Source organism: Bacillus sp. Bvel1 (assembly GCF_014872755.1).
In the GTDB taxonomy this organism is placed as follows: domain Bacteria; phylum Bacillota; class Bacilli; order Bacillales; family Bacillaceae; genus Bacillus; species Bacillus velezensis.
On sequence record NZ_JAAOBZ010000007.1, the window covers coordinates 534510 to 559038 of the forward strand.

Sequence of the window (24529 nt, forward strand, 5' to 3'; positions counted from 1 at the left end):
TTCGTTTCATTAAGGATGACAATCGCTTCATGCTTTACTATAATAGTATTTGTCCCAAAACGTCCGGTAAGCCTTGTTTTCAGGAAGCAGGGTTTTGATTTTATAAGCTAAAGGAGTAGAATTGCATTGTCTAATATGATTGCTTTAATTATTGTTGCGGCGTTTATCGTTTATATGATCGTTTCGTATTTTTACCAGCAGCGTTTAATGAAAACACTTACGGAAGAGGAATTCCGCGCGGGCTACAGAAAAGCGCAGCTGATTGACGTCCGTGAACCGAATGAATTTGAAGGCGGCCATATTCTCGGCGCGCGCAACATTCCGCTGTCACAGCTGAAACAGCGCAAAAGTGAAATCCGTCCTGATAAACCCGTTTATCTGTACTGCCAAAACAATGTCCGCAGCGGACGCGCGGCACAGACGCTCCGCAAACACGGCTGCAAAGATATTTACAACCTGAAAGGCGGATTTAAAAAATGGGGCGGAAAAATTAAAGCAAAAAACTAATCATGAAAAAAGAGCTGTCCGTTTTATACGGAAGCTCTTTTTTTATACCGTGTCAGCGGCTGACGTCAGGTGTACGTTCGTATTTTAAAACCGGCTTTCTTGCCGCCTTGGTTTCATCCATTCTTTTGACAACTGTTGTATGCGGCGCCTCCTGAACGATTTCAGGCGATTCCTCCGCTTCCCGCGCAATTTGAATCATGGCATCTATAAACGCATCAAGCGTTTCCTTCGATTCCGTTTCCGTCGGTTCGATCATGATGCTTTCTTCAACATTGAGAGGAAAATACACAGTCGGCGGATGATAGCCGAAATCCAAAAGCCGTTTGGCAATATCAAGCGTTCTTACGCCGAGCTTTTTCTGCTTTCTTCCCGATAACACAAATTCATGCTTGCAATGACGGTCAAACGGGAGATCATAATAAGGCGCGAGTCTTCTCATCATATAATTTGCATTTAAAACCGCGTTTTCGGTCACAGCTTTTAAGCCGTCAGGCCCCATGGAACGGATATACGTGTAGGCTCTGACATTAATGCCGAAGTTGCCGTAATAAGGTTTTACGCGCCCGATCGACTGCGGCCGGTCATAATCAAAAGTCAAACGGCCCTCTTTTTTCGTGAGAACGGGTTTCGGCAGATACGGAATGAATTCTTTTTTCACTCCGACCGGCCCTGAGCCCGGTCCTCCCCCGCCGTGCGGCCCGGTAAATGTTTTATGCAGATTAAGGTGAACGACGTCAAATCCCATATCTCCCGGTCTTGCTTTACTTAAAACGGCATTTAAATTCGCTCCGTCATAATAAAGCTTTCCGCCGGCCTGATGGACGATTTCAGCCATTTCCGTAATGTTTTCTTCAAATAACCCGAGGGTGTTCGGATTCGTCAGCATCAGCGCCGCTGTTTCTTCGTTTACCGCTCTTTTCAAATCTTCAATGTCAACCAGCCCGTGCTCATTTGACTTAACGGTAATCGTTTCAAAACCGGCGACCGTGGCGGATGCCGGATTCGTACCGTGGGCTGAATCAGGGACAATCACCTTCGTCCGTCCGAAGTCTCCCCGCGCTTCGTGGTAGGCGCGGATCATCATCAGGCCGGTCCATTCGCCGTGAGCGCCCGCCGCAGGCTGCAGCGTCACCTCGTCCATGCCCGTAATCTCCTCCAAGTGTCCGCTTAAATCGTATAAAAGCTCAAGCGCCCCCTGAACCGTGTCCTCGTCCTGAAGCGGATGAATAGCGGAAAAACCTGCGAACCGGGCAATCTTTTCATTTAATTTCGGATTGTATTTCATCGTACAGGAGCCGAGCGGATAAAAGCCTGAATCAACTCCGTGGTTCCTCTTGGAAAGAGCGGTATAATGCCGCATAATATCGAGCTCTGATACTTCCGGCAGCTTTGCGTCTTCATCGCGGATATAGTCACCGGGAAGAAGGCTTTCAAGCTCTGTTTCCGGCACATCAAGCTCCGGAAGGCTGTAACCGACACGCCCTTCGCGGGACATTTCAAAAATAAGCGCCTGATCTTGATTATTCATGTTGATCCCCCAATCCCGCAATAAGCGAATCGATCTCTTCTTTCGTTCTCAGCTCTGTGACGGCAATCAGCATATGCTGATCCAGTTCCGGATACGCAAGACCTAAGTCATATCCGCCGATGATGCCGTCTTGCAGGAGCCGCCGGTTTGCTTCCTTAACGGGAAGATTCAGCCTGACGGCAAATTCATTAAATATCGGGCCGTCAAATGCTACGTGCAAGCCGGCTTTTTCCGCTTGGCGTCTCGCGTAATCAGCTTTCAATATATTTTGGCGGGCCATGTCTTTGACGCCGTTTTTTCCGAGCGCCGTCATCGCGACTGAAGCCGCTAAAGCATTCAGCGCCTGATTTGAACAAATGTTAGACGTGGCTTTGTCTCTTCTGATATGCTGCTCGCGCGCCTGAAGGGTGAGAACAAAACCTCTTCGCCCGTTTTCATCCTCCGTTTGGCCGACAAGCCGGCCCGGCACCTTTCTCATCAGTTTTTTCGTTACTGCAAAATAGCCGCAGTGCGGGCCGCCGAACGCCGCAGGTATGCCGAAAGGCTGCGCGTCTCCGACGACAATATCAGCTCCGTATGCCCCGGGCGGTGTCAAAATACCGAGCGCGAGCGGGTTTGAAGAAACAATCAGCTGGCTGTTTCCTTTATGTGCGAGCGGCTCAATGTCCTTTAACGGCTCGATTTGTCCGAAGAAGTTCGGATACTGAACGATCACGGCGGCCGTCTCATCACAAACGGCATGTTCCAATGCTTCAAGATCTGTAACGCCGTTTTTCGCGGGCACCTCTACAACCTCAATATATTGGCCCTTTGCGTATGTTTTCAAAACATCCCGTGATTCCGGATGAACGGCTGCGGAAATGACGATTTTTTTCTTTTTTGTATGTCCCGACGCAAGCATCGCCGCTTCCGCAAGCGCCGTTCCCCCGTCGTACATAGAGGAGTTTGCGATATCCATTCCCGTTAATTCACAGATCATTGTTTGAAATTCAAAAATCGCCTGCAGCTCCCCTTGTGAGATTTCAGGCTGGTAAGGCGTATATGCCGTGTAAAACTCTGATCGGGATATCACATGATCGACGATGATCGGCTGGTAGTGATCGTACACTCCTGCGCCCAGAAAAGACGCATATGTAACAGCGTCCTTATTTTTCGCCGCAAGCTTTGTCAGCTCTCTCGTCAGCTCCGTTTCAGATTTTGCTTTTTTAATTTGGTAGTCTTTTTGAAACCTCACATCTTCCGGAATATCGGCAAACAGTTCATCAATTGTTTCTGCGCCGATGGCTTTCAGCATTTCTTTTTTATCCTGTTCTGTCGCGGGCAAATATCGATGCTTCATATGACTCTCCTTTTTCAGCTCTGTTTTGGACGTTTATAAAACGGTGTGCGGACAATCTTCGCTCTTACCGTTTTTTTACGGATTTCCACTTCTACTTCCGTTCCGACTTCACTGAATTCCGTTTTGATTAAGGCAAGACCGATATTTTTCTTTAAAGTCGGAGATTGCGTACCTGTCGTGACTTCCCCGATCGGAACACCGTCTTTTTTCACGGCGTACCCGTGTCTCGGAATCCCTTTTTCAATCATCTCAAGTCCGACCAGCTTTCGCGGGGCTCCTTTTTCTTTCTGTTCACGCAATACAGATTTCCCGAAAAAATCGGAATCTTTCTTGTGTTTCACGGCAAATCCGATTCCGGCTTCAATCGGTGTAATATCTTTCGTCAATTCCTGACCGTATAAAGCAAGCTTCGCTTCAAATCTCAGCGTATCACGGGCTCCGAGGCCGCACGGAACGAGGCCTTCATGCTCTCCCGCTGCAAGTATCTCCTTAAATAGATGAACCGCATCTTCATTGCGGCAATATAACTCAAACCCGTCTTCACCGGTATAGCCCGTTCTTGAAAGCAGGACTTGGCGTCCGGCAACGTCCGCCTCGTCAATAAATGCAAACGGCTTTAAGGAGGACAAATCACATTCAGTCAGCTTCGCAAGAACCGACTGAGCATTCGGCCCCTGAACGGCAAGCAGTGAAATCCGGTCAGACTGATTCGTCAGCGTGACGTCGCCTTCCTCATGTTCCGTCAGCCAGGCGATGTCTTTTTCAATATTAGACGCGTTTATCACGAGCAGATAGCAGCTCTCGCTTTTCTGATAGATCAGCAAATCATCGACCGTACCGCCGTCAGGATAGCACATGGCGGTATAAAGCGCGTTTCCCGGCTTTAAATCGGCAACGTCATTTGTCATCATTTTTTGCAGAAAAGACAGGGCGTCTTTACCGGATACTTCAACTTCCCCCATATGAGACACATCAAACAGGCCCGCTTTTGTGCGGACGGCTTCATGCTCCTCTTTAATAGAAGAAAATTGAACCGGCAGCTCCCATCCTCCAAAATCAATCGTTTTTCCGCCGTATTCTTTATACACATCATAAAGCGGTGTTCGTTTCAGCATCATCTTCCCCCTTCAGTCATTGGCGCTTGTAAAAACATATAAAAAAGGACAGAGAAACACCTCATGAAAATGAAGGTTTCTCTGTCCCGGCACCTGAAAGTTTACTTTATGAACATATCATAAAGACGTCCCCTTTGGTGGCCTGCTTCTTCTAAGTGCAGACACTCTCCAGAGTTGCGTCGAGCAAGAGTTCTTTTGCCTGAGAGATTCACTCCGCAGTTTGCTCCTTCGGCGCCCGGACGCCCATCTTTCGTCCGAGTCTCTCCCCTTGCTGTCATTCGCTCATATTTACCAATTTTATGGACATACTAAAGCAATATCTTTTAGTGAAATCATTACTTATATCCTACCACCCTCATTTACGTCCGGCAACAAAAATTATGATAAATCAGTTTTTTAAAAGAAAGGCGGTTTTGTTACAAATGACAGCAGAGATCATATTTGATGCAAACTGGCCGGGAGAGTTTTCTGAGCGGCTGAAAACGGACGGTCCCTGGTCAAATTGGGAGCTGTACAAACTGTCGGCTGAAGTCCAGCAGACCCTTGCCATTCCTGAATTTGAAGGGTTGAGAGCTCCTTTATACCTGCCCGATTTCACTCCGCTTCCCCATCAGCTTGAGGTCGCGCAGAAAGTCGTTGAAAAAATGAACGGCAAGGCGATTTTGGCTGATGAAGTGGGGCTCGGAAAAACGGTGGAAGCGGGCCTGATTTTAAAAGAATATATGATTCGCGGGCTGGCCAAAAAAATCCTGATTCTTGTGCCGGCATCACTCGTTTCCCAGTGGGTGAAAGAGCTTCAGGAGAAGTTTTTAATACCCGCTGTTGAACAGAAGAAAAGCTATGTGTGGGAACAGTGCGATATCGTCGTTTCTTCTATTGATACGGCCAAACGCTCCCCTCACAAAGACATTGTCCTTTCTATTCCGTATGATCTCGTCATTATTGACGAGGCGCACAAGCTCAAAAACAGCAAAACGAAAAATTATGAATTTGCGAGAAGTCTTGTGAAGAAATACTGCCTGCTTCTGACGGCGACGCCGATTCAAAACCGGATCGAAGAAATCTTCAATTTAGTGTCACTGTTAAAGCCCGGCCATTTAGGAAATGAAAGCGGATTTCAAGAAACCTTCAATCAGAAGGACGGGATTGACGCTCATGAGCATTTGAAAGAACTCGTCAATAAGGTGATGATCCGCAACACGCGGAGCGACACCGGCCTTACATGGACGAAGCGCCACGTGGAAACAGTGCCGATCACCTTTTCACCGACGGAACAGGCGCTTTACGATGACATTGCCGCACTGAAAAACGGCACGGAAAAGCCCGCCAGCGCATTTTCCATTATGACGCTGCAAAGAGAGTGCTGTTCAAGCAGAGAAGCCGTGTATATGACGCTCAAAAAAATGCTTGACCAAAAAGACAAACAAGCGCCCGCATTCGATGAACAGACGATCGCTAATTTAATGGACCGCATCAATCAAGTCACGCAAAACTCAAAAGCGATTCAAGTTGTTGACTTGATCCAAAAGATTAATGATAAAGTCATTATTTTTACTGAATACAGGGCGACACAGATTTACCTGCAATGGTTCCTTCAGCAGAACGGCATAAGCTCCGTTCCGTTCAGAGGCGGATTTAAACGCGGAAAAAAAGACTGGATGAAGGATCTCTTCCGCGGCAAAGTGCAGGTGCTGATCGCTACAGAAGCCGGAGGCGAAGGGATCAACCTGCAATTCTGCAACCATATTATCAATTATGACCTCCCGTGGAACCCGATGCGGCTTGAACAAAGAATCGGAAGGATTCACAGACTCGGTCAGGAAAGAGATGTCCATATCTACAATATGGCGACAAAACATACGGTGGAAGAGCATATCTTAAAACTTCTGTATGACAAAATTCATTTATTTGAAAATGTCGTCGGAGAATTAGATGACATTTTAACAAAAATCAAAGTGAGCAATTTTGAAGACCATTTGCATGATATTTTATGCCATTCGCTGACAGAGGAGGAAATGAGAATCAAAATGGACAATCTCACCTCTTTTCTGTCGTACGGTACGGAAAAGCCCGCCAGAAAAAAAGGCTCTTAAAAAGGAGGAAGCGCGACATGAGACAGCAGGAGGTTCACCAATTTTTACTGCGCTTTTTTGAAGCGAACCACTGCCCGATTACAGAACACGGGCCGGGTTTTATGACGGTTCAGTTGACGGTCGAGATGGACAAACAAATTATGAACCGTCCGTTTTATTGGCATTGGCGTGAAAAAACGGGCGGCGAACCGAACCCGATGAAGATTACGTTCATCACTGATAAAGAAACGGCTCCGGAGGATATGGACGGCGAGTTTATTTACTTTGGAGCCCCGCGCCTCTTTCAAATCTTTCAAGCAGTTAAACAAAATGGGAGATTTACAAGAATATATGAGAAAATTGTATCAGCCGGAGCCAGAGTGCCGCTTCAGCCCTGGCTTGGATTAAATGTAGTGATTTCATACCAATCCGACATGAAAAAAGACAGACTTTTGTCTTTAGGCCTGCATCTTGTTTCTGGAACAATTATAGAAGGGTTTCAGCAGAAGCTTGCACCGCTTCCGCTGACCTCGCAAATATCAGACTATTGCTTTACCATATCGCCGATGATTAAGCCGGAAAGCGGGATTAAAAGGATGGAGCATTACTTAAAAGACGCTGCCTCCAAAGAGCCGTCAGACTGGGCTGACAGCGCGATCGCCAGATGGAAAAAGGACCTCAGGCTGCTCGATCAGTTTTATGAGCAGACAGAAGAAAAACCTGAGGAATACCATTTGGAAAAACAAGCGCTGAAAGCCTTATATCAGCCGAAAATTCACATTCAGATTGAAAACGGCGGTTTATTTTTCCTGCAAAGTAATTTTTCTGGATAAGCGTTATCCATTCGACACCTTTCCCGTTTTTTCTGGAAATTCTATATTATAATAAAAGTATATAGAAAAAATTTCTGGCGTTTCGCATGCGATGAATCACTTCCAGACATGTAAAGATAAGGTCATGGGCGGATTGGCTGAAATACATAAACAAGTATTTTAGGAGGAGAAAATGCATGAAAAATGCAAAAATGGAATTTTCGCAATTAGATAAGGAATGGGTTGAGCTGATATTAGAAGCCCAAAAAGCAAATATCAGCCTAGAAGAAATACGCAAATACCTGCTTTCGCATAAAAAGTCTTCTCAACATATCCAGGCAGCCAGAAGTCATACCGTAAATCCTTTCTGAATGTGCTATAATATCACAAGGAAGGTGATGACATTGATTGGCCAGCGTATTAAACAATACCGAAAAGAAAAAGGCTACTCACTATCAGAACTAGCTGAAAAAGCTGGGGTAGCGAAGTCTTATTTAAGCTCAATAGAACGAAATTTACAGACGAACCCCTCCATTCAATTTCTCGAAAAAGTCTCCGCTGTTCTGGACGTCTCGGTTCATACTTTACTTGATGAAAAACATGAAACCGAATACGATGGTCAATTAGATAGTGAATGGGAGAAATTAGTTCGCGATGCGATGACATCCGGGGTATCAAAAAAACAATTTCGTGAATTTTTAGATTATCAAAAATGGAGAAAAGCGCAAAAAGAGGAGTAGTGCCGCCATATGTGCACAACTCCTCTTTTAACTGTCCGACTTTCGGATTAGTTTTTATCCTCACTGTGAGCCTTTTCATTTTCCTTGACGTAACCGTCTTTATCCGTATGATCTTTCTTAATAGTCAAGCCGTTCCATTGCGTGGCTTCAAAAGAGAATTGAAGAGAAATCGAATTGCCTTGGAACTTGTTTTGCACACTTAATCCGTCCGCAGTTTTTGCGGTGTCATTTTTAAATTGGATTTCCATTCTCACCTGGTCATAATCAGCAGGCGTTTTCGGAACTCCGTCGTACTCAGGAGCTGTTTTGCCGTTAATGGTTGCCACATTGACTTTTCCGCTCTCGCTCAGGAATTTCGGATCAATGTGCTTGCTGATCGCCTCGGCAGCTGCTTTATCCTGCTTTGTTGACATTAAGTATAAGTCTTTCAGGCTGGCCGCCTTTAAAATGATATTTTTAGGATAGCCGTTGCCCCCTTCTTTACCGACTGTCAGAACCGTAATTTCAAACTGGCTGAGGAAATCCTCCGCAGATTCATTTCCTTTCTTTGCTCCTTTAAAGTCAGTAAAATTCAAAGCCATCAGCACTTCTTTAATGGCAAGTGAACCGTTGTTTCTGAATTCAAAATCTTTCGTCAATTTATCACCTGGTTTTAAGTTTGACAAATTGACATTGGCTGATTGTTCTTTAGCCGATAAATCAAGTGTTCCTGACGCAAATGTAGCGTCCGTCGACTTCACATCATTAAATGCGGCCCATGTGCCTCCTCCTACTAATGCTAAACCGAGTGCGGCAGAGGCAACGCCCAAGCTTAATTTCTTTTTCATACCCATGTTTGTACTCCCCTTACTTTTTATTTTTTGTTATCAAATCCTGTCGCCAGGTTGCAACCGTATTCATGTGGAGATGGTTCTCTTTTTCGCATGTTCTTCCAGCGCTTTCGTTTTCCGCTCAATATCGCGGAGGGCGCTGACGATGACTGTTATTGAGTAAATCAAAAGCATGACGCCGGGAACGATTAACAGAATCGCCGTTCCGATCGGCTGGCTTGCCAAATGTATGACATATCCCGCATACGGAAGCTGATATCCCGTATACTGGGCCGCCACTTTTTCAGCTTGAACGGGGGCGGCATCCGGGGCGGCATTATGGTCCCCTTTTGTCTCAAACAGCAGGTTCCCGTCCTTTTTTGTGATCCCGATTATTCTGTGTGTGACGGCTGTTCCGTCATCTTGCGTAAAGGTGATCACATCCCCTTTTTTTAAGTCATTCACGTCAGAAATTTTCTTTACCGCTATGAGCGAACCCGTCTTAAATTCCGGGTCCATTGAACCCGACAGCACGGATTTCAGCGTATAGCCGAAGATGGCCGGCTCACCCCCGGAAGCCCGGGTCGAAATCACCGTTAACGTCAGCACAATAATCAGGCTGAAGATGACGGCATACAAAATATTACTGATCAGTTTCAGCGTTTTTTTCATGTTCTTCCCCGCTTTCTTTTACCGGCTCAGCCGGCTCTTTCTCCGTTTTCTTCAGATCGGAAACGGTTGCCTGTTCCCGGCATTTGACGAGTTTCATCGGTTTTGACCACTCAAATTGTTCTTCGTCCGCCGGATACCCTTCAGGCTTGTAAATCTTGAATGCGTATATGCCCGGCTGCAAAGACCGCTTTGACTCAATTTTAAAAATCGTTTTGCTTTTTTTATCAGTAATAAGCCCTTTATCCACAACATTGCCGTTTCGTAAAGGCTGCTGCTGAGAAGTGATTTTATGGAGCTCCCATTTCCAGTCAGAAACAGTCCGCTCTTTTCCCTTATTCTCCAGCTCGGCATAGAGTTGAAGCGGCGCACACACGGTGCCTGACGTATCAGTTTGATTTGTTATATGTAAATCACTCTGATCCCAGCGTTCGTCATAACGGCAATCGTCATCCGTATATTGAAAATCTCCGCACGTTTGAACCGGGAGACTGAAGCTTTTCACATCATTGAAGGAGGAACTTGTATCACCTGTGAACTGAGCACATATCGTCACGGACAGGCAAAAAATGAACGAAAGCCGTAAAAATAGCATCATCCGCCATCTCACCTTGCCCTTTTTTTCCATTCGCAACAATCGGAACATGCCTTACCCCCTGTAAAAACTGTTAATAAATATGACAACCGTTCTCTTTAAAGAACTTCATGAACAAAGTATAATCAAGGATTATCGTCTTGAAAAATGTCAAAATCGGTCAATTTGTTCGTTTTTGAGAATCGTATCTTTCAAAAACATCGTTTTGCTTCAAATTACACACCTTTTTGGAATTTTTTCTAATAAAACGTGAGAAAATAACGAGGTGCCTAGCACAAAATGGAAAGTATATACAGCGAAAGGACGAAGAATGATGATCACACAAAGTCTGATTTGCCTTTCTCTTCTTGTTTTCGGGGTTTCAGGAACAGCTCAGGCGAAAACGGTGCCTTATTATGCTGTTCACCATAAATCAAAATGGGAAAAGTTAGCAGAAAAAGAAGCTAAAAAAAGGTATCCGCTCGCCCAAACGTTATTTATTCAAAAGGTGTGGGACCGGAAAAGAACGGACGAAGCAGTCAAACAATACCACTTGACATTGCGGGATGGCGCAAAAGAATTTGGTGTGTTTGTTACGATTTCTTTTAATCCCTACAGCCAAAAGGTAAATAAAATTGCCGTCATTGAGGAATACCAATAAGGCCCTCCTGATACAGGAGGACCTTTCGTGTGATTCGCTTTATTTTTTCCGCTGCATCCACAGCTTAAAACTGTACGGCAATATTCCGAACCAGTGCTGAGAAGCCGGCACTTTCTTTTCTTTCCGCACTTCTTTTCGCTCTCTCCGTTCCTGTTTCGGCGTATCGAAATATTTAACGAATTGCTCAGTCATATATTTTACATAATCATTTGTTTTCACGGCTCTCACCTCATAGTGCTGTCTTTACTATGAAGTGTTGTCCCGCCGCCTCTTTTTTATACTTCCGTCCATTGAATCAGCTGTTTCTTCTTCTGATCGAACAAAAGGTGAGCCTCCCGTCTCGTGCCTGACACTGTTTCGGCCTGAATTGTAACCTGAACCGTTTCCCGGCGATTACTCCCGGTGATGCGGAAGGAAACAGTTCCGTACGGAAAACGCTGTGTACCAGTTTGGACCTTTTGTCCCTGTGTCATATGGCGGCTTGACAGCAGCGCGCCGTTTTGGAGCAGATTCTCTCCGATCCAGTACTCCCCGGCCTCTTTCGCAAATGTTTTTCGGGTGATGAAATCAGATGAAGTATAGCTGATGACAAGTAAAACTGCGGCAGAAACAAACAGAACCGCGGGATAGATAAAACCGTCAGATTTGTACATTTAATCACCTTTTAAAGAGCTGTAAACCGGAATGACCGCCTGATTCTTTTTACCTGTAACGCTTGAGATCTCTAATAAGAGCAGGCCGTTTTTCACATCAGCCGTTAATGATGCCGCGTTTTGCAGGATCGGCACGTGGCCTTTTCCGTTTACTCTTTTCCTTATCATCTTATGATAAATTTCAAAACGCACTTCTTCGCCCCCTGTTTTCCGGCATGCTAACGCCAATCCGCCGTCCGCCGGCTTCACAGTCTCAGCCTGTTTACATTCGTTCATGATCTGCTGAACGGCAATTTGATGCTCCCGGCTGTCTAATCCGCCGTTATCGGTCCGGTTTGATAAAAACAGATGTAAAATCGGGCCCAGGGTGCCTGATAGGAAAAGACAGACTGCCAAGGAGAACAAAACATTAAGAAGCGTAAAGCCAGTCTGTTTTGAGAATGCTGAGGCACATTTCTTTTTCGCCGCGGTCAGCCGCACACACTTTGTAATACTCACCATCCTCCTTCCACTTCACACCGGGAGACGGCGGCTTTTTTCCGGTCATCATATAAGTGCTGATATGTTTCTGAAGAAGCTGGTACGCTTCCTGGCGATCTTCTATTTTCAGACCGTCTGTCAGCATGCCCGTCCAGACCGGAATGATAGACGTCATAAGGAACAGCCAAATGGCCATTGCTGATAGTGTTTCAATAGTAGAGAACCCTTTATTTCCGTTTAGCATGGACATTTCCGCTCCCTAAGTAAACTGTGATCTCATAGGTGAACCCGGCGCTCTTCAATCGAATCTTTCCTCCCGAATTCGGATGGCCTTTTTCGTTAAATTCAAGGCTCTCCGGTAAAGTCACAAGTGTAATGTGAAATGAATCAAAAGAACGCTCGACAATCCTACCGCCTGACTGCAGTTTGTATTTATGCTCTTTTGGAAGAAAAGTGATTTTTGTTCTTTTATGTTCTGCGATAGCCGTTTCCTGCGCAAGCTGAATATCTTTTTGAAGCTGTTCTGTTTTTTGCCGCACGGCAAGGTGGGTGCAGACCGGCGGAACCGTCGTGAACAAAACCGTCAGCAGGACGGACGCCAGGCTTAACACAACCAGGCTTTCAAGAAGGGTAAACCCGTTTTCTGTCCGCCTGTTATTGTTCAACTGTAACTTCTCCGCCACTAATTAAGATCTGTTTACCATTCGGGCAGGCTGTATTCTTTTTGATATACCCCTCTGATTGTAAATCGTTCATATCCGGCATTTTACCTTCATGGTCGATTTCGTACGCCGTCACTTGGGCTTTCACCATATTCTGCAGTCCTTCACAGCCTTTATGCTGAATGCTTTGATTATGTTTTGTAACGTTAGGAATGGTGATTAAAAGCAGAATGGAAACGATAAATAAAACGATCAGCATTTCAATTAAAGTAAATCCATCTTGATTTTTCAGCCGAAGCACTCCCTTACATTTGGTTCATCATCTGGTACATCGGCATCAGCATTGACATGTAGACAATTAAAATCATACCGGCCACAACACCGTAAATGACAGGCTGGAGAATGCCGGTATACTTCGCCGCGTTTTGTTCAAGACGCTCCATCATAAACTGGCTGTACGTATAAAGTTCGCGGTGAAGCAGGCCGTTTGCCTGTCCGTGGCTGACTGCAGCCGCAAGATCTTTTTCATAATACGGATGCCCGGAAAGAGCGGATTCTATGGTTTCTCCGGCTTTCAGACGTGTAATGAGCATCTCTGCTTCTTCACGATAAAAAGGCAGAAAAGATTGTTCTTTAAAAGCTGTTAAGCTGTCATAGATAGAAAGGCCGGATTTCAGAAGACTGCTGAGCTGTAAAGAGAAAAAGTAGCTGTTAAAAAGAACGGCCGCTTTTCCCAAGAGGGGTATTTTCACAACAATGAGCATTTTATCTTGCGGGGATTTTTTCTTACATAAGAACCAAACGTACAAAAACAAGCAGAAAGCGGCGGACAGCGCCAGTGCGCAGGCTTCATGAAAATGCCGAAAAAATGCAAAGATGAAAGCAGTCGCACCGGATGTATTCATATTCATTGATTGATAAATCCCAGAAAACTGCGGAATAATTAAACTTTGCAGGATATAAAACATGACACAGACGGAAGAAATTAAAAACATCGGATACCGGAGCATTTTTTTGATTTGATTCGTCTGCATGAGCTTTCTCTGTAATAATTCGCCGCTTTGTTTCATCGCCCCCGGCAATTCTCCGTGTTTCTCTGCGAAATAGCAGATAGAGACGGCTTCTTTATGAAAAGACAGTGCCTCAAGCACTTCGTAAAACGCATCACCTTCCCTCAGCCGGCGGATTCCGTCCGTCAGCTCTGCAAGCTGACGTTTATGCAGCTGGAGTTTCAGCAGTCTGAGCCCTTCAATCAGACTGTATCCTTTTTCCGTCATTTCACCGAGCCTTTTCAAAAAAGCCGCTTGATCCTTCAACGGCCAGGTTCGTTTAATCCGCTTCATGATACACCCACCGATCGTAATTGTCGGTTGTGACATAGCCGAGCGCGATTCCTTTTCTGATCAGCCTGCGGAGCGTCTGATATTGAAAATTGGCGTGCTCTCCCTTTGCTTCCTGAAAGCATTGGGTGAGGTTTTTCCCGTAGAGCAGTTCATAAATGCCCGCACGGCGGGTCTGCCTGTACATCCGGCAGTACACGGAACAGTTTTCCTCTTTGCAGAACGGACATGTTAAATCAACCAGACGCTGAGCGGCAATGGCAATGACGGTTTGTTCAATTTCTGTCATGTTCACCCCAAACTCCAGCAGCCTGTATATGGCGCCCTTAGCATCTCTTGTATGCAGGCTTGAAAGAACGAGGTGTCCCGTCATGGCCGCGCGGACTGCGATTTCAGCCGTTTCGGCATCTCTGATTTCCCCTAAGATGATCATATCGGGATCATGTCTTAAAATCGCTTTTAAACCGGCGGAATATGTGACTCCGGCTTTTTCATTCACCTGAACTTGCAACACATCCTCATCTCTTGTTTCTACGGGGTCTTCAAGCGTGACAATCCGCCGGTTGAAATGCCGTTTTGCATAGTTGACAAGCGAGTAAAGAGTGGTCGTTTTTCCAGAGCCGGTCGGGCCGGTAAACAGAAGCAGGCCGTGTGAATGCTTCAGAAAGGACAATAGTGCGGCGCCCGCCCCCCGAAATAAGGACAGTTTATCCAGAGGGGGAATCTGCCGCTTAGGCAAAAGCCTGATGACAAGACTTTCATCATTCATTGTCGGCAAGGTTGACATTCTCAAATGAACGGTTTCCGTCGGAAGCGGCAGAGACAATGACCCGTTTTGCGGCTTACGTCTTTCTCCTATATCCATGGCCGATAAAAACTTGAAATGAGAAATAAGCCTTACGCATTCCTCTTTTTTTAAGACTCTTTTTTTCACAAGAGCATGGCCGATGCGAAAATGAATGAAAGCATCCTTTTCTCTCGGCACAATGTGTATATCTGAAGCCCTTGCCGTATAGGCCTCGTTTATGATGTTCCTGCTGTATGTTTCAATATTTTTCACAAGACTTCCCTCCTTCCGCACGTATTGTAAATCAGATACACAAAAGCCGGCAAAGGAGAGATTATGCGTTTTACACTGTGTAAAACGCAAAAAAATAAAAAATAAGCCCCCTGACATTGATTTACTGAATGAAATCCGGAACCATTCGGCCATTTTCAGCCATCAAAAAAGCAGGCGTATGCCTGCTCTTCTTAGCGTTTCTTTTCTTTCCGCAAATATTTTTTTTGATGCTCCCTCAAAATGTCCCCTGTCCAGCCTTTCTGCCGCAGATAAATATAAATCAGCAGGGTTGATACAATAATGAGCACGATGGAACAGATATACGCATATTTCCAATGAAGCTCCGGCATGTTATCAAAGTTCATCCCCCAGAGAGCTCCAAGCGCCGTCATCGGTGTAAAGAGAGTTGTAAAGATCGTCAAGGCTTTCACAATTTCATTTCCTCTTTGGGAAGTAATGACTTCCTCGGCGTGCAGCAGATTGCTCAGTTCCTGATCAAACTCATTGATATATGTAATCCCTCTTTCCATCTTATGATGAGCTCTGAGGTAATCTTTCTGCCTGTCATTTTTCGGAAGAAATGCTTCTTTTAAAGCCATTTCCACTTTTTTAGCCCCCAGTGTAAGGCCTTTCCAAATGAACAGCTCATGGCGCAGTTTATGCACATTTTCCAAGATTCCTTTGCTGTTGTCATCATGAATCTGCCATTTCAGCGTCCGCTGCTTGACTTCAAATTCATCCAGTCCGATCAGATAGGAATTCATCAGCTCTCCCAGCAGAACAAAAAAGCCTTCAATCGGATTTTCACAGGTTTGAATCTGCTGTGTGGCATGCTTTTCTTTTACACCGCGCAGCAGCGAAAAATCAAAATTAATCGTAAAAAAGAAGTCTCTCGTAATATAAAAGTGAAATACGGTATGGTTTTTTTCATCATCTAATCCTTGATGATAGATTAAAGATCCGAAAACCGCTTCATTATTCTGATCATTTGTATCTGAGCGCAGAAAGTTTATATGATTTTCATGTTCAAACCACTTTTCGCATTGCGGCCAGTGATTGTGATGGATCATTTTTTTCGCTTCCGTTTTTTCATGCGGACCGAGCTGGTACCACAGCCAGTCCGCACCCGAATGTACATTCATCTCTTGTCATCCTCCAGTATCGCTTTCTTGTTTTATTACCGTAAATGAGGCGGGCTAAACCAGGTTCGATGTTTGAGCAGCTTTCTACAGTGGTATTATTCCGAAAAAAGGGAGGTGCAAGCCTTCCTTCGCGGAAGGCGTTACATTGTATATCATCAAACTATCCGCCATCGTACTATTTATATTATTAACGGCGTGTTTTGTCGCCATAGAGTTTTCAATCGTTAAAGCAAGGCGCTCCCGTATTAATCAGCTCATTGAGGAAGATGTAAAAGGAGCAAAAGCAGCCAAGCATGTCATTACACACCTCGATGAATATTTATCGGCGTGCCAATTGGGCATCACCGTCACCGCTTTGGGGATCGGCTGGCTGGGTGAACCGACAGTCAAAGCAATGCTTCAGCCGTTATTTTTAAAGACCGGAGTTCACGAAGCGGTTGCCCAAGTACTGTCATTGATCATCGCCTTTCTGCTGGTTACATATGTGAATGTCGTCATCGGCGAACTCGCCCCGAAAAGTTTTGCTATCCAAAAAGCCGAGCGGATTACACTTTTGTCTGCCAGACCGATGATTTTGTTTTATAAGTTAATGTTTCCGTTCATCTGGCTGCTCAATCATTCCGCCCGCCTAATTACAGCCATGTTCGGCTTGAAGCCTGCTTCCGAACATGAAATGGCTTATACGGAAGAGGAATTGCGGGTGCTCCTTGCCGAAAGCTATCGAAGCGGCATGATCAAAAAAAGTGAGCTGCATTACGTAAATAACATTTTCACATTTGATAAGCGCACTGCCAAAGAAATTATGGTGCCCCGGAATGAAATGGTGAGCCTGCCGTTAGACAGCGGATCGGGACATATGCTCCGGGACATTATCAAAACAAATAAATATACCCGGTATCCCGTCGTAAAAGGAGATAAAGATCATGTAGTCGGCATCATCAATATAAAAGAAGTTTTATTCAGATTCCTGTCAGAAGGAGCGGCGTTTACAAAACACGAACTCAGCCCTTACATTCAGCCGGCGATCCATGTGATTGAGACGATTCCGATTTATCAATTGTTCGTTAAAATGCAGCGGGAACACGCCCATATGGCCATTCTCATTGATGAATACGGCGGAACCGCGGGGTTAGTAACGGCGGAAGATATCATTGAAGAGATCGTCGGCGAAATCCGCGACGAATTTGATACGGACGAAACACCTTCCGTTCAAAAGCTTGGGAAGAACCGCTATCTCCTGAACGCCAAATTGCTGATCAGTGACGTCAATGATTTACTCGGAACAGAGATTACGGCTGATCAAGTCGATACACTGGGGGGCTGGTTTCTTACTCAGCATATTGACGCGAAGCCCGGGAGCACCATTGATTTTGAAGGCTACACATTTACGGTAAAAGAAATCGACAGCCATCATATCATGACGATTGAAGCTGACAAAGCTGAATAGCTGAGGGAGAAATCCCTCCCGGCCATTCAGCTTTTTATCATCTTAATGATTCTTTTACGATAAATCCGTTTTTTGCCAGCGCCTTCGCCAGACTCTGCTCCGTTTTCACCTGAGAAAAATCGATGCCGAGCTTCACGACGGTCTGCGCGATTTCCGGCCTGATGCCTGAGATTGTCGTTTCTATGCCGAGAAGTTTTGTGCTGTCAATCACTTTGAAAATCTGATAAGCGACCATCGTATCCACAATCGGCACACCTGATATATCTAAAAATAAATAAGAAAGCCGGAGTGAAGAACATTGGTCAAGCACCGATTCCAAAATCATTTTTGCCCGGTAGGTATCAATTTCGCCGACAAGCGGCAAAATTCCAATACCGGCGGCAATCGGCATAATCGGCGCGCTCAGTTCGTTAATCATTTCCTTTTGGGCGTTTAATTGTGTAACCGTCACTTTATAATATTCCTCTGTAAATACTTCAATCATATGGTCAATTGCTTTGTTCAGCTTCTCTCCCCAATGGAATACCGCATTCGCCCCGGGCTTCTCAGACATCGTTTCGCAGCATGTCTGTATGCGGTTCCAGACCAATCTCCGGAATTCTTTAAAGCTCGTGACGCTTTCATAGACCGGTACTTCATGGACGGCCCGGTCCCTTGCGAACTGAAGCGCCCACTTTGTCAGCTCCTCTTCTCCGCCTTCTTTTTCCGATAAAATGCCGGCAACGATTTCAATTAACAGACGGTGCTGCATTTCCGCTTTCTGATCATCTGAAGGCCGCCCCGATTTTGGTATGAGCAGCCACTGGCGTGTGATTTCACCTGATTCTTCAATTAAAGTTCGAGATAATGTTTCATTCAAATGTTTCACGGGTCTCCTCCATTCAAATTACTTTGTATGTATAAATCGGGGCCGGACGCACATACTGTAATTACATCCGATGGGCTATAGCCAAGCGGTAAGGCAATGGACTTTGACTCCGTGATCGTTGGTTCGAATCCAGCTAGCCCAGTCCCGCAACCGCAAAAAACGAAGATTAGCTGATATATTTGATCAGCGGATCTTCGTTTTTCTCTTATGATACAGATTGATGTACCGTTTTTTTCTTCGTCAGCTTCATCAGTTCTCCCGGATTGTATCCGATAACGAGCTTATTGCGATCGATCAGAATCGGACGCCGCAGCAGTTTCGGCTTCTCAGTCAAAAGCTTCAGCACTTCATTTACAGTCATTTCTTCAATGTTGAGGTTAAGGTTTTTAAATGTTTGGCTTCTCGTCGCCAATATTTCATCAATTCCTTCGGTCGTTAATGATAAGATCTGTTTCAATTCATCAATTGTCGGTGTCTCCCGGAATAGATGTCGCTCTTGAAAGTCAACATTGTGGGCTTTTAACCAATGTTTCGTTTTTCGGCATGATGTGCAGCTCGGGTATGAATAAAAAATAAGTTCTTTCATTTTTAAAAATTCCTCCCTCGGATAATCCGTCTCTTTGTTAACATAAGTACCCTGAACTTTTTTTCCCTAAACGTATTTCAAAAAGATTTTTCGGATCTTTTTTAGAGAACGGCATAAGATATAAAACACAGGGAAAGACATAAATTCCACAATAAATATAATCATGAAAATGTTTACATTTTGAGTGCCGATCTATTATAATAAACTTCAGATAGACTCTCGGGAGGGGATAAGGAATGAATCGCATGTTCCGGGTGTTAGGATTTTGGACGGGGATATTTGCGGTCATGTTTTTTCTAGGGGGCATGAAAGACGCTTCTCTTTTGTTTTTTGGACAGACGATCTTTTTCGTATTTCTTTCTTATTTGAATCTGACTGAGCGGATGTATATTTATATTTTCGGAGCTTACTTAACCGTATTTTTCGCCGGATTTACATACTACTCTATTTTTATTATGACACCGGGCGGCGGAACCCACTGAACAGAAAAAGACAGACCGATTATGGTCTGTCTTTTTTCATTTACAGTGAAAAACCATTGATAAACGGGTTTCGCTCCTGCTCTGTCTGGATGTCCGTTTCCGGCCCGTGCCCGCTTAATACAAGTGTATGTCCGGGAAGCGTGAGCAGTTTTTGATGAATGGAATCAAGCAATACGTCCTGACTTCCGCCGTGTAAATCAGTTCGGCCGATGCCTCCCTGAAAGAGCACATCACCTGAAATCACCAGATCTGCGTCCTTCACATAATAAGAAACGCTTCCCGGTGAATGTCCCGGCGTAAACAATGTCTCCAAATGGAAAGGCCCGATGTCCAAAATGCCGTCGCCTTCGATGAGCCGTTCGGCGGGCCGTGCCGTTACGGCGATGCCCCGCAATATGCCTGATCCGTTTAAGGAAGAGTCCTCCAGCCACTTTTCTTCATTTTTGTGAAGATAGACGGGAACATCCCATCTGTCTCTTACTTCGTCAAGTGCGCCGATATGGTCAAAATGAGCGTGCGTCAGTAAGATGGCCAGCGGCTTCAGATTGTTTTCTTTTATGTAATTGTTGATTTTGTCCGCTTCCCCGCCCGGATCAAAAATAAGACAGGACTGATCCTCACTGACAAGAAAATACGCGTTTGCCTGAATCGGACCGGCCGGCATTCGTCTCCATTTCACTTTCATCACCTCTTTATGTATATGCCCTTATTATGAAGGTTTTCTGGGGAAGATTCAATGGATGCGGCCGGGAAAACGCTATCGACAAACAAAATGAAAACGGTTAAAATGAAATGGAAAGATTTTCAGGTTCCAATGACAAAGGAGGAGCATGATGTTACTTGTTGTAATCTTCGGCCTTGTCGCATTATTAGCTGTATTAGGAGTCCTGCGGGCTGTCAGACAGAAAAATATCCTGGGATTTTTGTTAGCCGCCGCCACGCTGGGCGTGTTTGGCTGGTTTACCGTAATGACCGTTGTAACCAGCGGCTATCCGACTGCACATTAAAAGCCTGTATCCAATGGATACAGGCTTATTTTTTATTGCTGCAAATGTTTGCTGACACTTTTGATTTTGCTCTCCAGCGTCGTTTCTTTATCACGTCTGTCATCAATGCGGATATTTGTCGCCACTCTGTGCAGCCCTTTTTGGAACGGGGCTTCGTGAATATCCTGAATGACTGCGAATAAGTCGCTCAGCTCACCTTCAATCAACGTGTTCATCGGCGTGAGCTGAAATTTGATTTTGCCGGCAGCTTTGTAACCCTCCAAAATTTTTTGCACATCCGCTACATACTCACTGACGCTCGGTGTTTTTGTTCCGATCGGAATGATTGTGACATCTGCAATTGCCATTTGGTTCAAACTCCTTTTTCATTTGTTATGATTGGTTCTGTCATGCCCGTTTTCAGTGAAATCAGACGGTCATACGTAAAGCCGTATAAAGCGTATTCCCCGTTCGGAGAGATCTGAATCGGCTCCATTTCCGTGTTTTTGAGCACCGTCCGCTCCCGTTCGTCTCCTAAGTCAAAGCTGATCAGATTGTAAGAGCGGCCTTCAGGCTTAAATATGTAAAACCGCTTGTGTGTCTGATCGTAATCATATTCCATCGGCGCGAAGCTCTCATACTTTTTTTGGAGAGGAAAGCGGTGTGTCACGGATGCCGGCTTTTGGAAAAAGAACTCGCCGTCTCCGTCCGATTGATCCGTTGGTCTGACGGCAATCGTCATGCCCGGGCGGGAATCAGCCCAGATGACGTGATGAAGCACTCTTTTTTCTTTTTTCGTCTGCAAGTCATAAGAATATAAAGGACCCTCTTCCTCCGTTTTTCCTTGCTTGATATATTGGAATTCATCAGTGGAGGTCCAATGGACAAAAGGGGCCTGAACGGGACTCTTTTTTAAAATGCCGTTGTTCATATCGGCCGTATAGGCTGTGAAGTCCCATGTTTCAGTAAAAACGGTAATCATCATTTGATACGGGTCATACGGATTCCAAGCCGTCTCCAGCTCATAAGAGTTAAAGGCTTTGTGATAAAGTCTTTTCCCCTGCTTGTTCATAAGCACAAGCTCAGTCTGACCGCTGCTTGTCACCTGTACGAGAATCAGCTGTTTTTTCCGGCTGATCTTTACATTGACAATATTGCCCTTTGTTTCATAGAGCCGTTCGGATTTTCCGCTGAAAAGATCATATTTCATCAGCTGATGATGTGCTGTATACAGAATTGTTCTGTTATCCAGCCATCCTTCCGTTTTTTCCGCTTCCTTTTTACTGAGCGGAACGATTTTCTGTTCTGCCGATTTTGCCGAAACGCCTGTGTCTTGCTGCTGATGAGATGGTTCACAGGCCGCTAAACACAGAACGAATGCGGACAGCAGAACACAAACCAAGTATCTCATCAGCCTTCCCTCCATTCTTTTCTATTGTCCCATATTTGTTTATGTAAACAAATGAGAAATTTCACAGATGTCTCAAAAAACAAGCGACCTCCACAAAATACCTTCCGTCGCTTGATAAATATCAGCAAACTGATGAAAAGGCAAAGGGTTTTTTCCCTTCCCGAGCTCAATGGTATAGCCCTCTTTTCCATACTGCTGTATAAACCAATCCCTAAAACCGGCATGGCTGTCAATGGTTTTAACGCCTTGATAGCGGTTTCCGCTTATCGCTTCAAACTCCCGAATCATCTGGGATGATTGCTCCGGTTCACATCCTTCGTATCCCCAGTAAATCTCTTCTCCCTGCGTATGAAGCGCGATCAGCCGGTCAGGCGGCTGTTCCGTTATCATCCGGTGCATCGCCTGCGCCTCCGGTTCAGTGAGCGGCGCCGTTCCCGGAAAATCACGGTATGAAGGGGCTTTCGGTTTGCGCCTTTGTTCAATATCCCAATTGGATGGGAAATGTTTATTTAAATCCACACCGTTTATATTCGCCTTCCATTCGCGGAAATCCGGGCGGCGCTCATTTAATTCGTTGAGGAATTCATTTTTTTCTGATAAATCTTCACATCCGTAAAGTACGAGATCAACACCGTCGGGATTTACGAGCGGAACGAATGACAATGATGTCCGGCTGAATATATCAAGCACAGACTGCCCGAAAACGGTTTTATTTTCGCATAATGCCGCGCAATATTCTTTACACCATTTAAGCGCGACCGAGGTGGTGATCCATTCATTGGCATGAAATGAGGCGTTTACATGGACTTTTCTTTCGGCCGTATCCGCACCTATTTTCAGCTCATAAAGCGGCTTTCCCAATACGGAACTGCCGATTTTACGGCTTGTGACAAACGGAAAGACATCCGTTATTTTCTCAATTTCTTCATAAACCGATTCAGAGCCGTACACCTTTTCTTCCTTCACCCATTGATCAGCGGAAAGAACGCTTTCACAGTGCCGGATGTATCGTGAAAGCCCGCTCAGCGTCTCAAGCGGCGGACCCTCTGACTGCCCGCTAACGGCAAAGCCGGGACAAAATAATTCATCGCTTTCCGCCGTTTTATCAGCGGCTTTCAACAGTTTTTCATCAATTGAAAGCACCTTTGCAATATCTTTCATATGCTGTTTCAATTCAGGTTTGACACGAATTCCCGCCATGTTCATCCCCCTTTTTTAAAAACTATATGACAGGGGAGATAAAAAAAGAAAGCCGCCCGCGATATGGGCAGGCAGACTTTCTTCAGCAGTTTTGATGTTTGAGCCATTCATTTTTGGCAATCCACGCCCCGCCGATGACTCCGGCGTCATTTCCAAGTGCCGCAATCGAAATATCGGCCGCTTCCGCAGAACGCGGGAACGCGGTGATTTTGAAGGTCTCTTCCACTTTTGACCGCAGGATTTCCCCCGCTTTAGACACGCCTCCGCCGAGCACGATTTTCGTCGGATTCATGGCGCTTGCCAGATTTCCGAGCACGAGGCCTAAATGTTTTGCGACATAATCGACGACTTCAAGCGCGGTCTTATCCTGCTGTTTAGCCGCTTCGAACACGTCACGTGCCGTCAGATCGCGCACTTGTAAGAGCGAAGAGTCGGAAACCGCCGCAAGCTTTTCTTTCGCGATGCGGACGATGCCGGTTGCGGACGCAATCGTTTCGATGCAGCCGGATTTTCCGCAATTGCACGGAGCTCCTCCTTCCGGGATACTGCAAATATGACCGATTTCTCCGCCGGCCCCGTTTTTACCGTGAACGATTTCTCCGTTGACGATGATGCCTCCGCCGACTCCGGTTCCGAGCGTCACTAAAATGACATCTTTGGCCCCGTCACCTGCACCCTTCCACATTTCTCCGAGCGCCGCGATATTGGCATCGTTTTCAATGACGGCCGGAATACCCGTTTCCGCCTCGAGATGGTCTTTCAGCGGATAGTTTTTCCACCCCATATTTGTCGTCTCATAGACCATTCCCGTCGTCATTTCCACAGGTCCGGGCGCTCCCATTCCGATCCATTTTACAATCCGTTTCGGCTTGTTCAGTTCTTCCAGCTTCTGATCAAGCGCTTTGGCGATCGTGACCGTAATTGTGTTTCCTGATTTATCGGTCGGAACTTCCCATTTATGCTGAATTTCACCGTACATGTTGATAAAGGCCAGCTTGATGGTTGTTCCGCCAAGATCAATCCCCGCAAACCATGTATCTTCCATAATAATCTCCTTTTCTTATTAAAATCCTGCTGTGTTAACTGCCTCTGATCCGCTCCGATTCTCTCTGAAGAACTCCGGCGGCTTTTTGCCATAAATCTCTTTCAATCACGTTTGACAAGTACATTTCCTTTAATTCATCTTTCATAAAGTCAATTTCGGCTTGTCTGTCACCGAAATAAACAATATGTCCGAATGACTTAAACAGCTGCTGCACGTCATAAAATGAATTCATCTTCTTCACCATTTCTATTCTTCTTAGTATAAGCGTATTTCATCACTGATCCGGGCGTCAAGCAAAAAACGATTGGAGAAAATATCCTTGTATTATTTTCATAAATTGT

The 24529-nt window shown here is 45.3% G+C and carries 32 protein-coding genes, 1 tRNA gene and 1 riboswitch; of the genes, 10 read left to right on the plus strand and 23 right to left on the minus strand.

The window, feature by feature from the left end:
* Nucleotides 1-126 precede the first annotated feature (126 nt).
* Complete coding sequence (locus HAP68_RS11830; RefSeq protein ID WP_007408335.1) at nt 127-507, plus strand: rhodanese-like domain-containing protein; 381 nt, start codon at nt 127-129, stop codon at nt 505-507.
* A 52-nt stretch (nt 508-559) separates the two neighbouring features.
* Here HAP68_RS11830 and gcvPB read toward each other — a convergent pair whose 3' ends face one another.
* Genes gcvPB through gcvT form a run of 3 tightly spaced genes read right to left on the minus strand, consistent with a single transcriptional unit; the run spans nt 560 to nt 4489 of the window.
* Nucleotides 560-2035, minus strand: coding sequence for an aminomethyl-transferring glycine dehydrogenase subunit GcvPB (gene gcvPB / locus HAP68_RS11835; RefSeq protein WP_024085596.1), 1476 nt, complete (start codon nt 2033-2035; stop codon nt 560-562).
* Nucleotides 2028-3374: an aminomethyl-transferring glycine dehydrogenase subunit GcvPA gene (gene gcvPA / locus HAP68_RS11840; protein ID WP_015388010.1), complete on the minus strand. Its 1347-nt coding sequence runs from the start codon at nt 3372-3374 to the stop codon at nt 2028-2030. The genes gcvPB and gcvPA overlap by 8 nt, the downstream gene beginning before the upstream one ends.
* A 14-nt stretch (nt 3375-3388) precedes the next feature.
* Complete coding sequence (gene gcvT, locus HAP68_RS11845; RefSeq protein WP_024085597.1) at nt 3389-4489, minus strand: glycine cleavage system aminomethyltransferase GcvT; 1101 nt, start codon at nt 4487-4489, stop codon at nt 3389-3391.
* 177 nt (nt 4490-4666) lie between these two features.
* A riboswitch (glycine riboswitch) is annotated at nt 4667-4767 on the minus strand.
* A gap of 144 nt (nt 4768-4911) precedes the next feature.
* Between gcvT and HAP68_RS11850 the strand changes: the two genes are divergently transcribed.
* The 4 genes from HAP68_RS11850 (at nt 4912) to sinR (ending at nt 8113) form a co-directional block, all read left to right on the plus strand.
* Nucleotides 4912-6582, plus strand: coding sequence for a DEAD/DEAH box helicase (locus HAP68_RS11850; RefSeq protein WP_003153107.1), 1671 nt, complete (start codon nt 4912-4914; stop codon nt 6580-6582).
* A 17-nt stretch (nt 6583-6599) separates the two neighbouring features.
* Entirely contained in the window at nt 6600-7394 is a 795-nt protein-coding gene (locus HAP68_RS11855; protein ID WP_003153106.1) for a YqhG family protein, read from the plus strand.
* 176 nt (nt 7395-7570) lie between these two features.
* Nucleotides 7571-7744, plus strand: coding sequence for an anti-repressor SinI (gene sinI, locus HAP68_RS11860; protein ID WP_003153105.1), 174 nt, complete (start codon nt 7571-7573; stop codon nt 7742-7744).
* A 33-nt stretch (nt 7745-7777) separates the two neighbouring features.
* Nucleotides 7778-8113, plus strand: coding sequence for a transcriptional regulator SinR (gene sinR, locus HAP68_RS11865; protein ID WP_003153104.1), 336 nt, complete (start codon nt 7778-7780; stop codon nt 8111-8113).
* A 47-nt stretch (nt 8114-8160) separates the two neighbouring features.
* Here the strand turns inward: sinR and tasA are convergent, their stop codons facing one another.
* The 3 genes from tasA to tapA form a co-directional block, all read right to left on the minus strand.
* Entirely contained in the window at nt 8161-8946 is a 786-nt protein-coding gene (gene tasA / locus HAP68_RS11870; protein ID WP_015388008.1) for a biofilm matrix protein TasA, read from the minus strand.
* A 63-nt stretch (nt 8947-9009) separates the two neighbouring features.
* Complete coding sequence (gene sipW / locus HAP68_RS11875) at nt 9010-9594, minus strand: signal peptidase I SipW (RefSeq protein WP_003153100.1); 585 nt, start codon at nt 9592-9594, stop codon at nt 9010-9012.
* Nucleotides 9566-10237 (minus strand): amyloid fiber anchoring/assembly protein TapA, encoded by a 672-nt coding sequence (gene tapA / locus HAP68_RS11880; protein WP_024085598.1) that lies wholly within the window; start codon nt 10235-10237, stop codon nt 9566-9568. Before tapA ends, sipW begins: the two co-directional genes overlap by 29 nt.
* 259 nt (nt 10238-10496) lie before the next feature.
* Between tapA and HAP68_RS11885 the strand changes: the two genes are divergently transcribed.
* Nucleotides 10497-10826 (plus strand): DUF3889 domain-containing protein, encoded by a 330-nt coding sequence (locus HAP68_RS11885; protein WP_024085599.1) that lies wholly within the window; start codon nt 10497-10499, stop codon nt 10824-10826.
* 39 nt (nt 10827-10865) lie between these two features.
* Here HAP68_RS11885 and HAP68_RS11890 read toward each other — a convergent pair whose 3' ends face one another.
* The 9 genes from HAP68_RS11890 to HAP68_RS11930 form a co-directional block, all read right to left on the minus strand.
* Nucleotides 10866-11045 (minus strand): YqzE family protein, encoded by a 180-nt coding sequence (locus tag HAP68_RS11890; RefSeq protein WP_003153093.1) that lies wholly within the window; start codon nt 11043-11045, stop codon nt 10866-10868.
* 56 nt (nt 11046-11101) lie between these two features.
* A complete protein-coding gene (gene comGG / locus HAP68_RS11895; RefSeq protein ID WP_003153092.1) occupies nt 11102-11479 on the minus strand; it encodes a competence type IV pilus minor pilin ComGG in 378 nt (125 codons plus the stop codon).
* On the minus strand, nt 11480-11980 hold the full coding sequence (comGF, locus tag HAP68_RS11900) for a competence type IV pilus minor pilin ComGF (RefSeq protein ID WP_223203779.1): 501 nt from the start codon (nt 11978-11980) through the stop codon (nt 11480-11482).
* Nucleotides 11889-12203: a competence type IV pilus minor pilin ComGE gene (gene comGE, locus HAP68_RS11905; protein ID WP_015388003.1), complete on the minus strand. Its 315-nt coding sequence runs from the start codon at nt 12201-12203 to the stop codon at nt 11889-11891. Before comGE ends, comGF begins: the two co-directional genes overlap by 92 nt.
* Nucleotides 12187-12624: a competence type IV pilus minor pilin ComGD gene (gene comGD, locus HAP68_RS11910; protein ID WP_024085600.1), complete on the minus strand. Its 438-nt coding sequence runs from the start codon at nt 12622-12624 to the stop codon at nt 12187-12189. The genes comGE and comGD overlap by 17 nt, the downstream gene beginning before the upstream one ends.
* Nucleotides 12614-12922 (minus strand): competence type IV pilus major pilin ComGC, encoded by a 309-nt coding sequence (comGC, locus tag HAP68_RS11915; RefSeq protein ID WP_003153087.1) that lies wholly within the window; start codon nt 12920-12922, stop codon nt 12614-12616. Before comGC ends, comGD begins: the two co-directional genes overlap by 11 nt.
* Nucleotides 12923-12926: 4 nt before the next feature.
* Nucleotides 12927-13964 carry a competence type IV pilus assembly protein ComGB gene (gene comGB / locus HAP68_RS11920; RefSeq protein ID WP_024085602.1) on the minus strand — a complete coding sequence of 346 codons (1038 nt, stop codon included), beginning with the start codon at nt 13962-13964 and terminating at the stop codon, nt 12927-12929.
* Nucleotides 13951-15021, minus strand: a complete 1071-nt coding sequence (gene comGA, locus HAP68_RS11925; RefSeq protein ID WP_003153083.1) for a competence type IV pilus ATPase ComGA — start codon at nt 15019-15021, stop codon at nt 13951-13953. The genes comGB and comGA overlap by 14 nt, the downstream gene beginning before the upstream one ends.
* 191 nt (nt 15022-15212) lie before the next feature.
* Nucleotides 15213-16163 (minus strand): magnesium transporter CorA family protein, encoded by a 951-nt coding sequence (locus HAP68_RS11930; protein ID WP_014305415.1) that lies wholly within the window; start codon nt 16161-16163, stop codon nt 15213-15215.
* Nucleotides 16164-16308: 145 nt separating this feature from the next.
* Here HAP68_RS11930 and HAP68_RS11935 point away from each other — a divergent pair, with 145 nt between their 5' ends.
* Complete coding sequence (locus tag HAP68_RS11935; protein WP_014305416.1) at nt 16309-17610, plus strand: hemolysin family protein; 1302 nt, start codon at nt 16309-16311, stop codon at nt 17608-17610.
* A 37-nt stretch (nt 17611-17647) separates the two neighbouring features.
* Here the strand turns inward: HAP68_RS11935 and HAP68_RS11940 are convergent, their stop codons facing one another.
* Nucleotides 17648-18478, minus strand: a complete 831-nt coding sequence (locus HAP68_RS11940; protein WP_003153080.1) for an STAS domain-containing protein — start codon at nt 18476-18478, stop codon at nt 17648-17650.
* Between the two features lie 71 nt (nt 18479-18549).
* Here HAP68_RS11940 and HAP68_RS11945 point away from each other — a divergent pair.
* Nucleotides 18550-18620, plus strand: a tRNA-Gln gene (locus HAP68_RS11945).
* 63 nt (nt 18621-18683) lie between these two features.
* Here HAP68_RS11945 and HAP68_RS11950 read toward each other — a convergent pair.
* Complete coding sequence (locus tag HAP68_RS11950; protein ID WP_003153079.1) at nt 18684-19064, minus strand: Spx/MgsR family RNA polymerase-binding regulatory protein; 381 nt, start codon at nt 19062-19064, stop codon at nt 18684-18686.
* Nucleotides 19065-19300: 236 nt separating this feature from the next.
* Between HAP68_RS11950 and HAP68_RS11955 the strand changes: the two genes are divergently transcribed.
* Nucleotides 19301-19546 carry a DUF2626 domain-containing protein gene (locus tag HAP68_RS11955; protein WP_003153078.1) on the plus strand — a complete coding sequence of 82 codons (246 nt, stop codon included), beginning with the start codon at nt 19301-19303 and terminating at the stop codon, nt 19544-19546.
* Nucleotides 19547-19586: 40 nt separating this feature from the next.
* Here the strand turns inward: HAP68_RS11955 and HAP68_RS11960 are convergent, their stop codons facing one another.
* Nucleotides 19587-20225, minus strand: coding sequence for an MBL fold metallo-hydrolase (locus tag HAP68_RS11960; protein WP_003153077.1), 639 nt, complete (start codon nt 20223-20225; stop codon nt 19587-19589).
* 154 nt (nt 20226-20379) lie between these two features.
* Here HAP68_RS11960 and HAP68_RS11965 point away from each other — a divergent pair, with 154 nt between their 5' ends.
* A complete protein-coding gene (locus HAP68_RS11965; RefSeq protein WP_024085603.1) occupies nt 20380-20553 on the plus strand; it encodes a DUF2759 domain-containing protein in 174 nt (57 codons plus the stop codon).
* Between the two features lie 32 nt (nt 20554-20585).
* On the opposite strand, the gene HAP68_RS11970 is transcribed toward HAP68_RS11965, so the two are convergent.
* The 5 genes from HAP68_RS11970 to HAP68_RS11990 form a co-directional block, all read right to left on the minus strand.
* Nucleotides 20586-20900, minus strand: coding sequence for an MTH1187 family thiamine-binding protein (locus tag HAP68_RS11970; protein ID WP_014305418.1), 315 nt, complete (start codon nt 20898-20900; stop codon nt 20586-20588).
* Nucleotides 20901-20905: 5 nt separating this feature from the next.
* Nucleotides 20906-21943: a YqgU-like beta propeller domain-containing protein gene (locus HAP68_RS11975; RefSeq protein ID WP_024085604.1), complete on the minus strand. Its 1038-nt coding sequence runs from the start codon at nt 21941-21943 to the stop codon at nt 20906-20908.
* Nucleotides 21944-22015: 72 nt separating this feature from the next.
* A complete protein-coding gene (locus HAP68_RS11980) occupies nt 22016-23143 on the minus strand; it encodes a M14 family metallopeptidase (RefSeq protein WP_024085605.1) in 1128 nt (375 codons plus the stop codon).
* An 82-nt stretch (nt 23144-23225) separates the two neighbouring features.
* Nucleotides 23226-24188, minus strand: a complete 963-nt coding sequence (gene glcK / locus HAP68_RS11985; protein WP_003153068.1) for a glucose kinase GlcK — start codon at nt 24186-24188, stop codon at nt 23226-23228.
* Between the two features lie 34 nt (nt 24189-24222).
* On the minus strand, nt 24223-24432 hold the full coding sequence (locus HAP68_RS11990) for a YqgQ family protein (RefSeq protein ID WP_003153065.1): 210 nt from the start codon (nt 24430-24432) through the stop codon (nt 24223-24225).
* Nucleotides 24433-24529 lie beyond the last annotated feature (97 nt).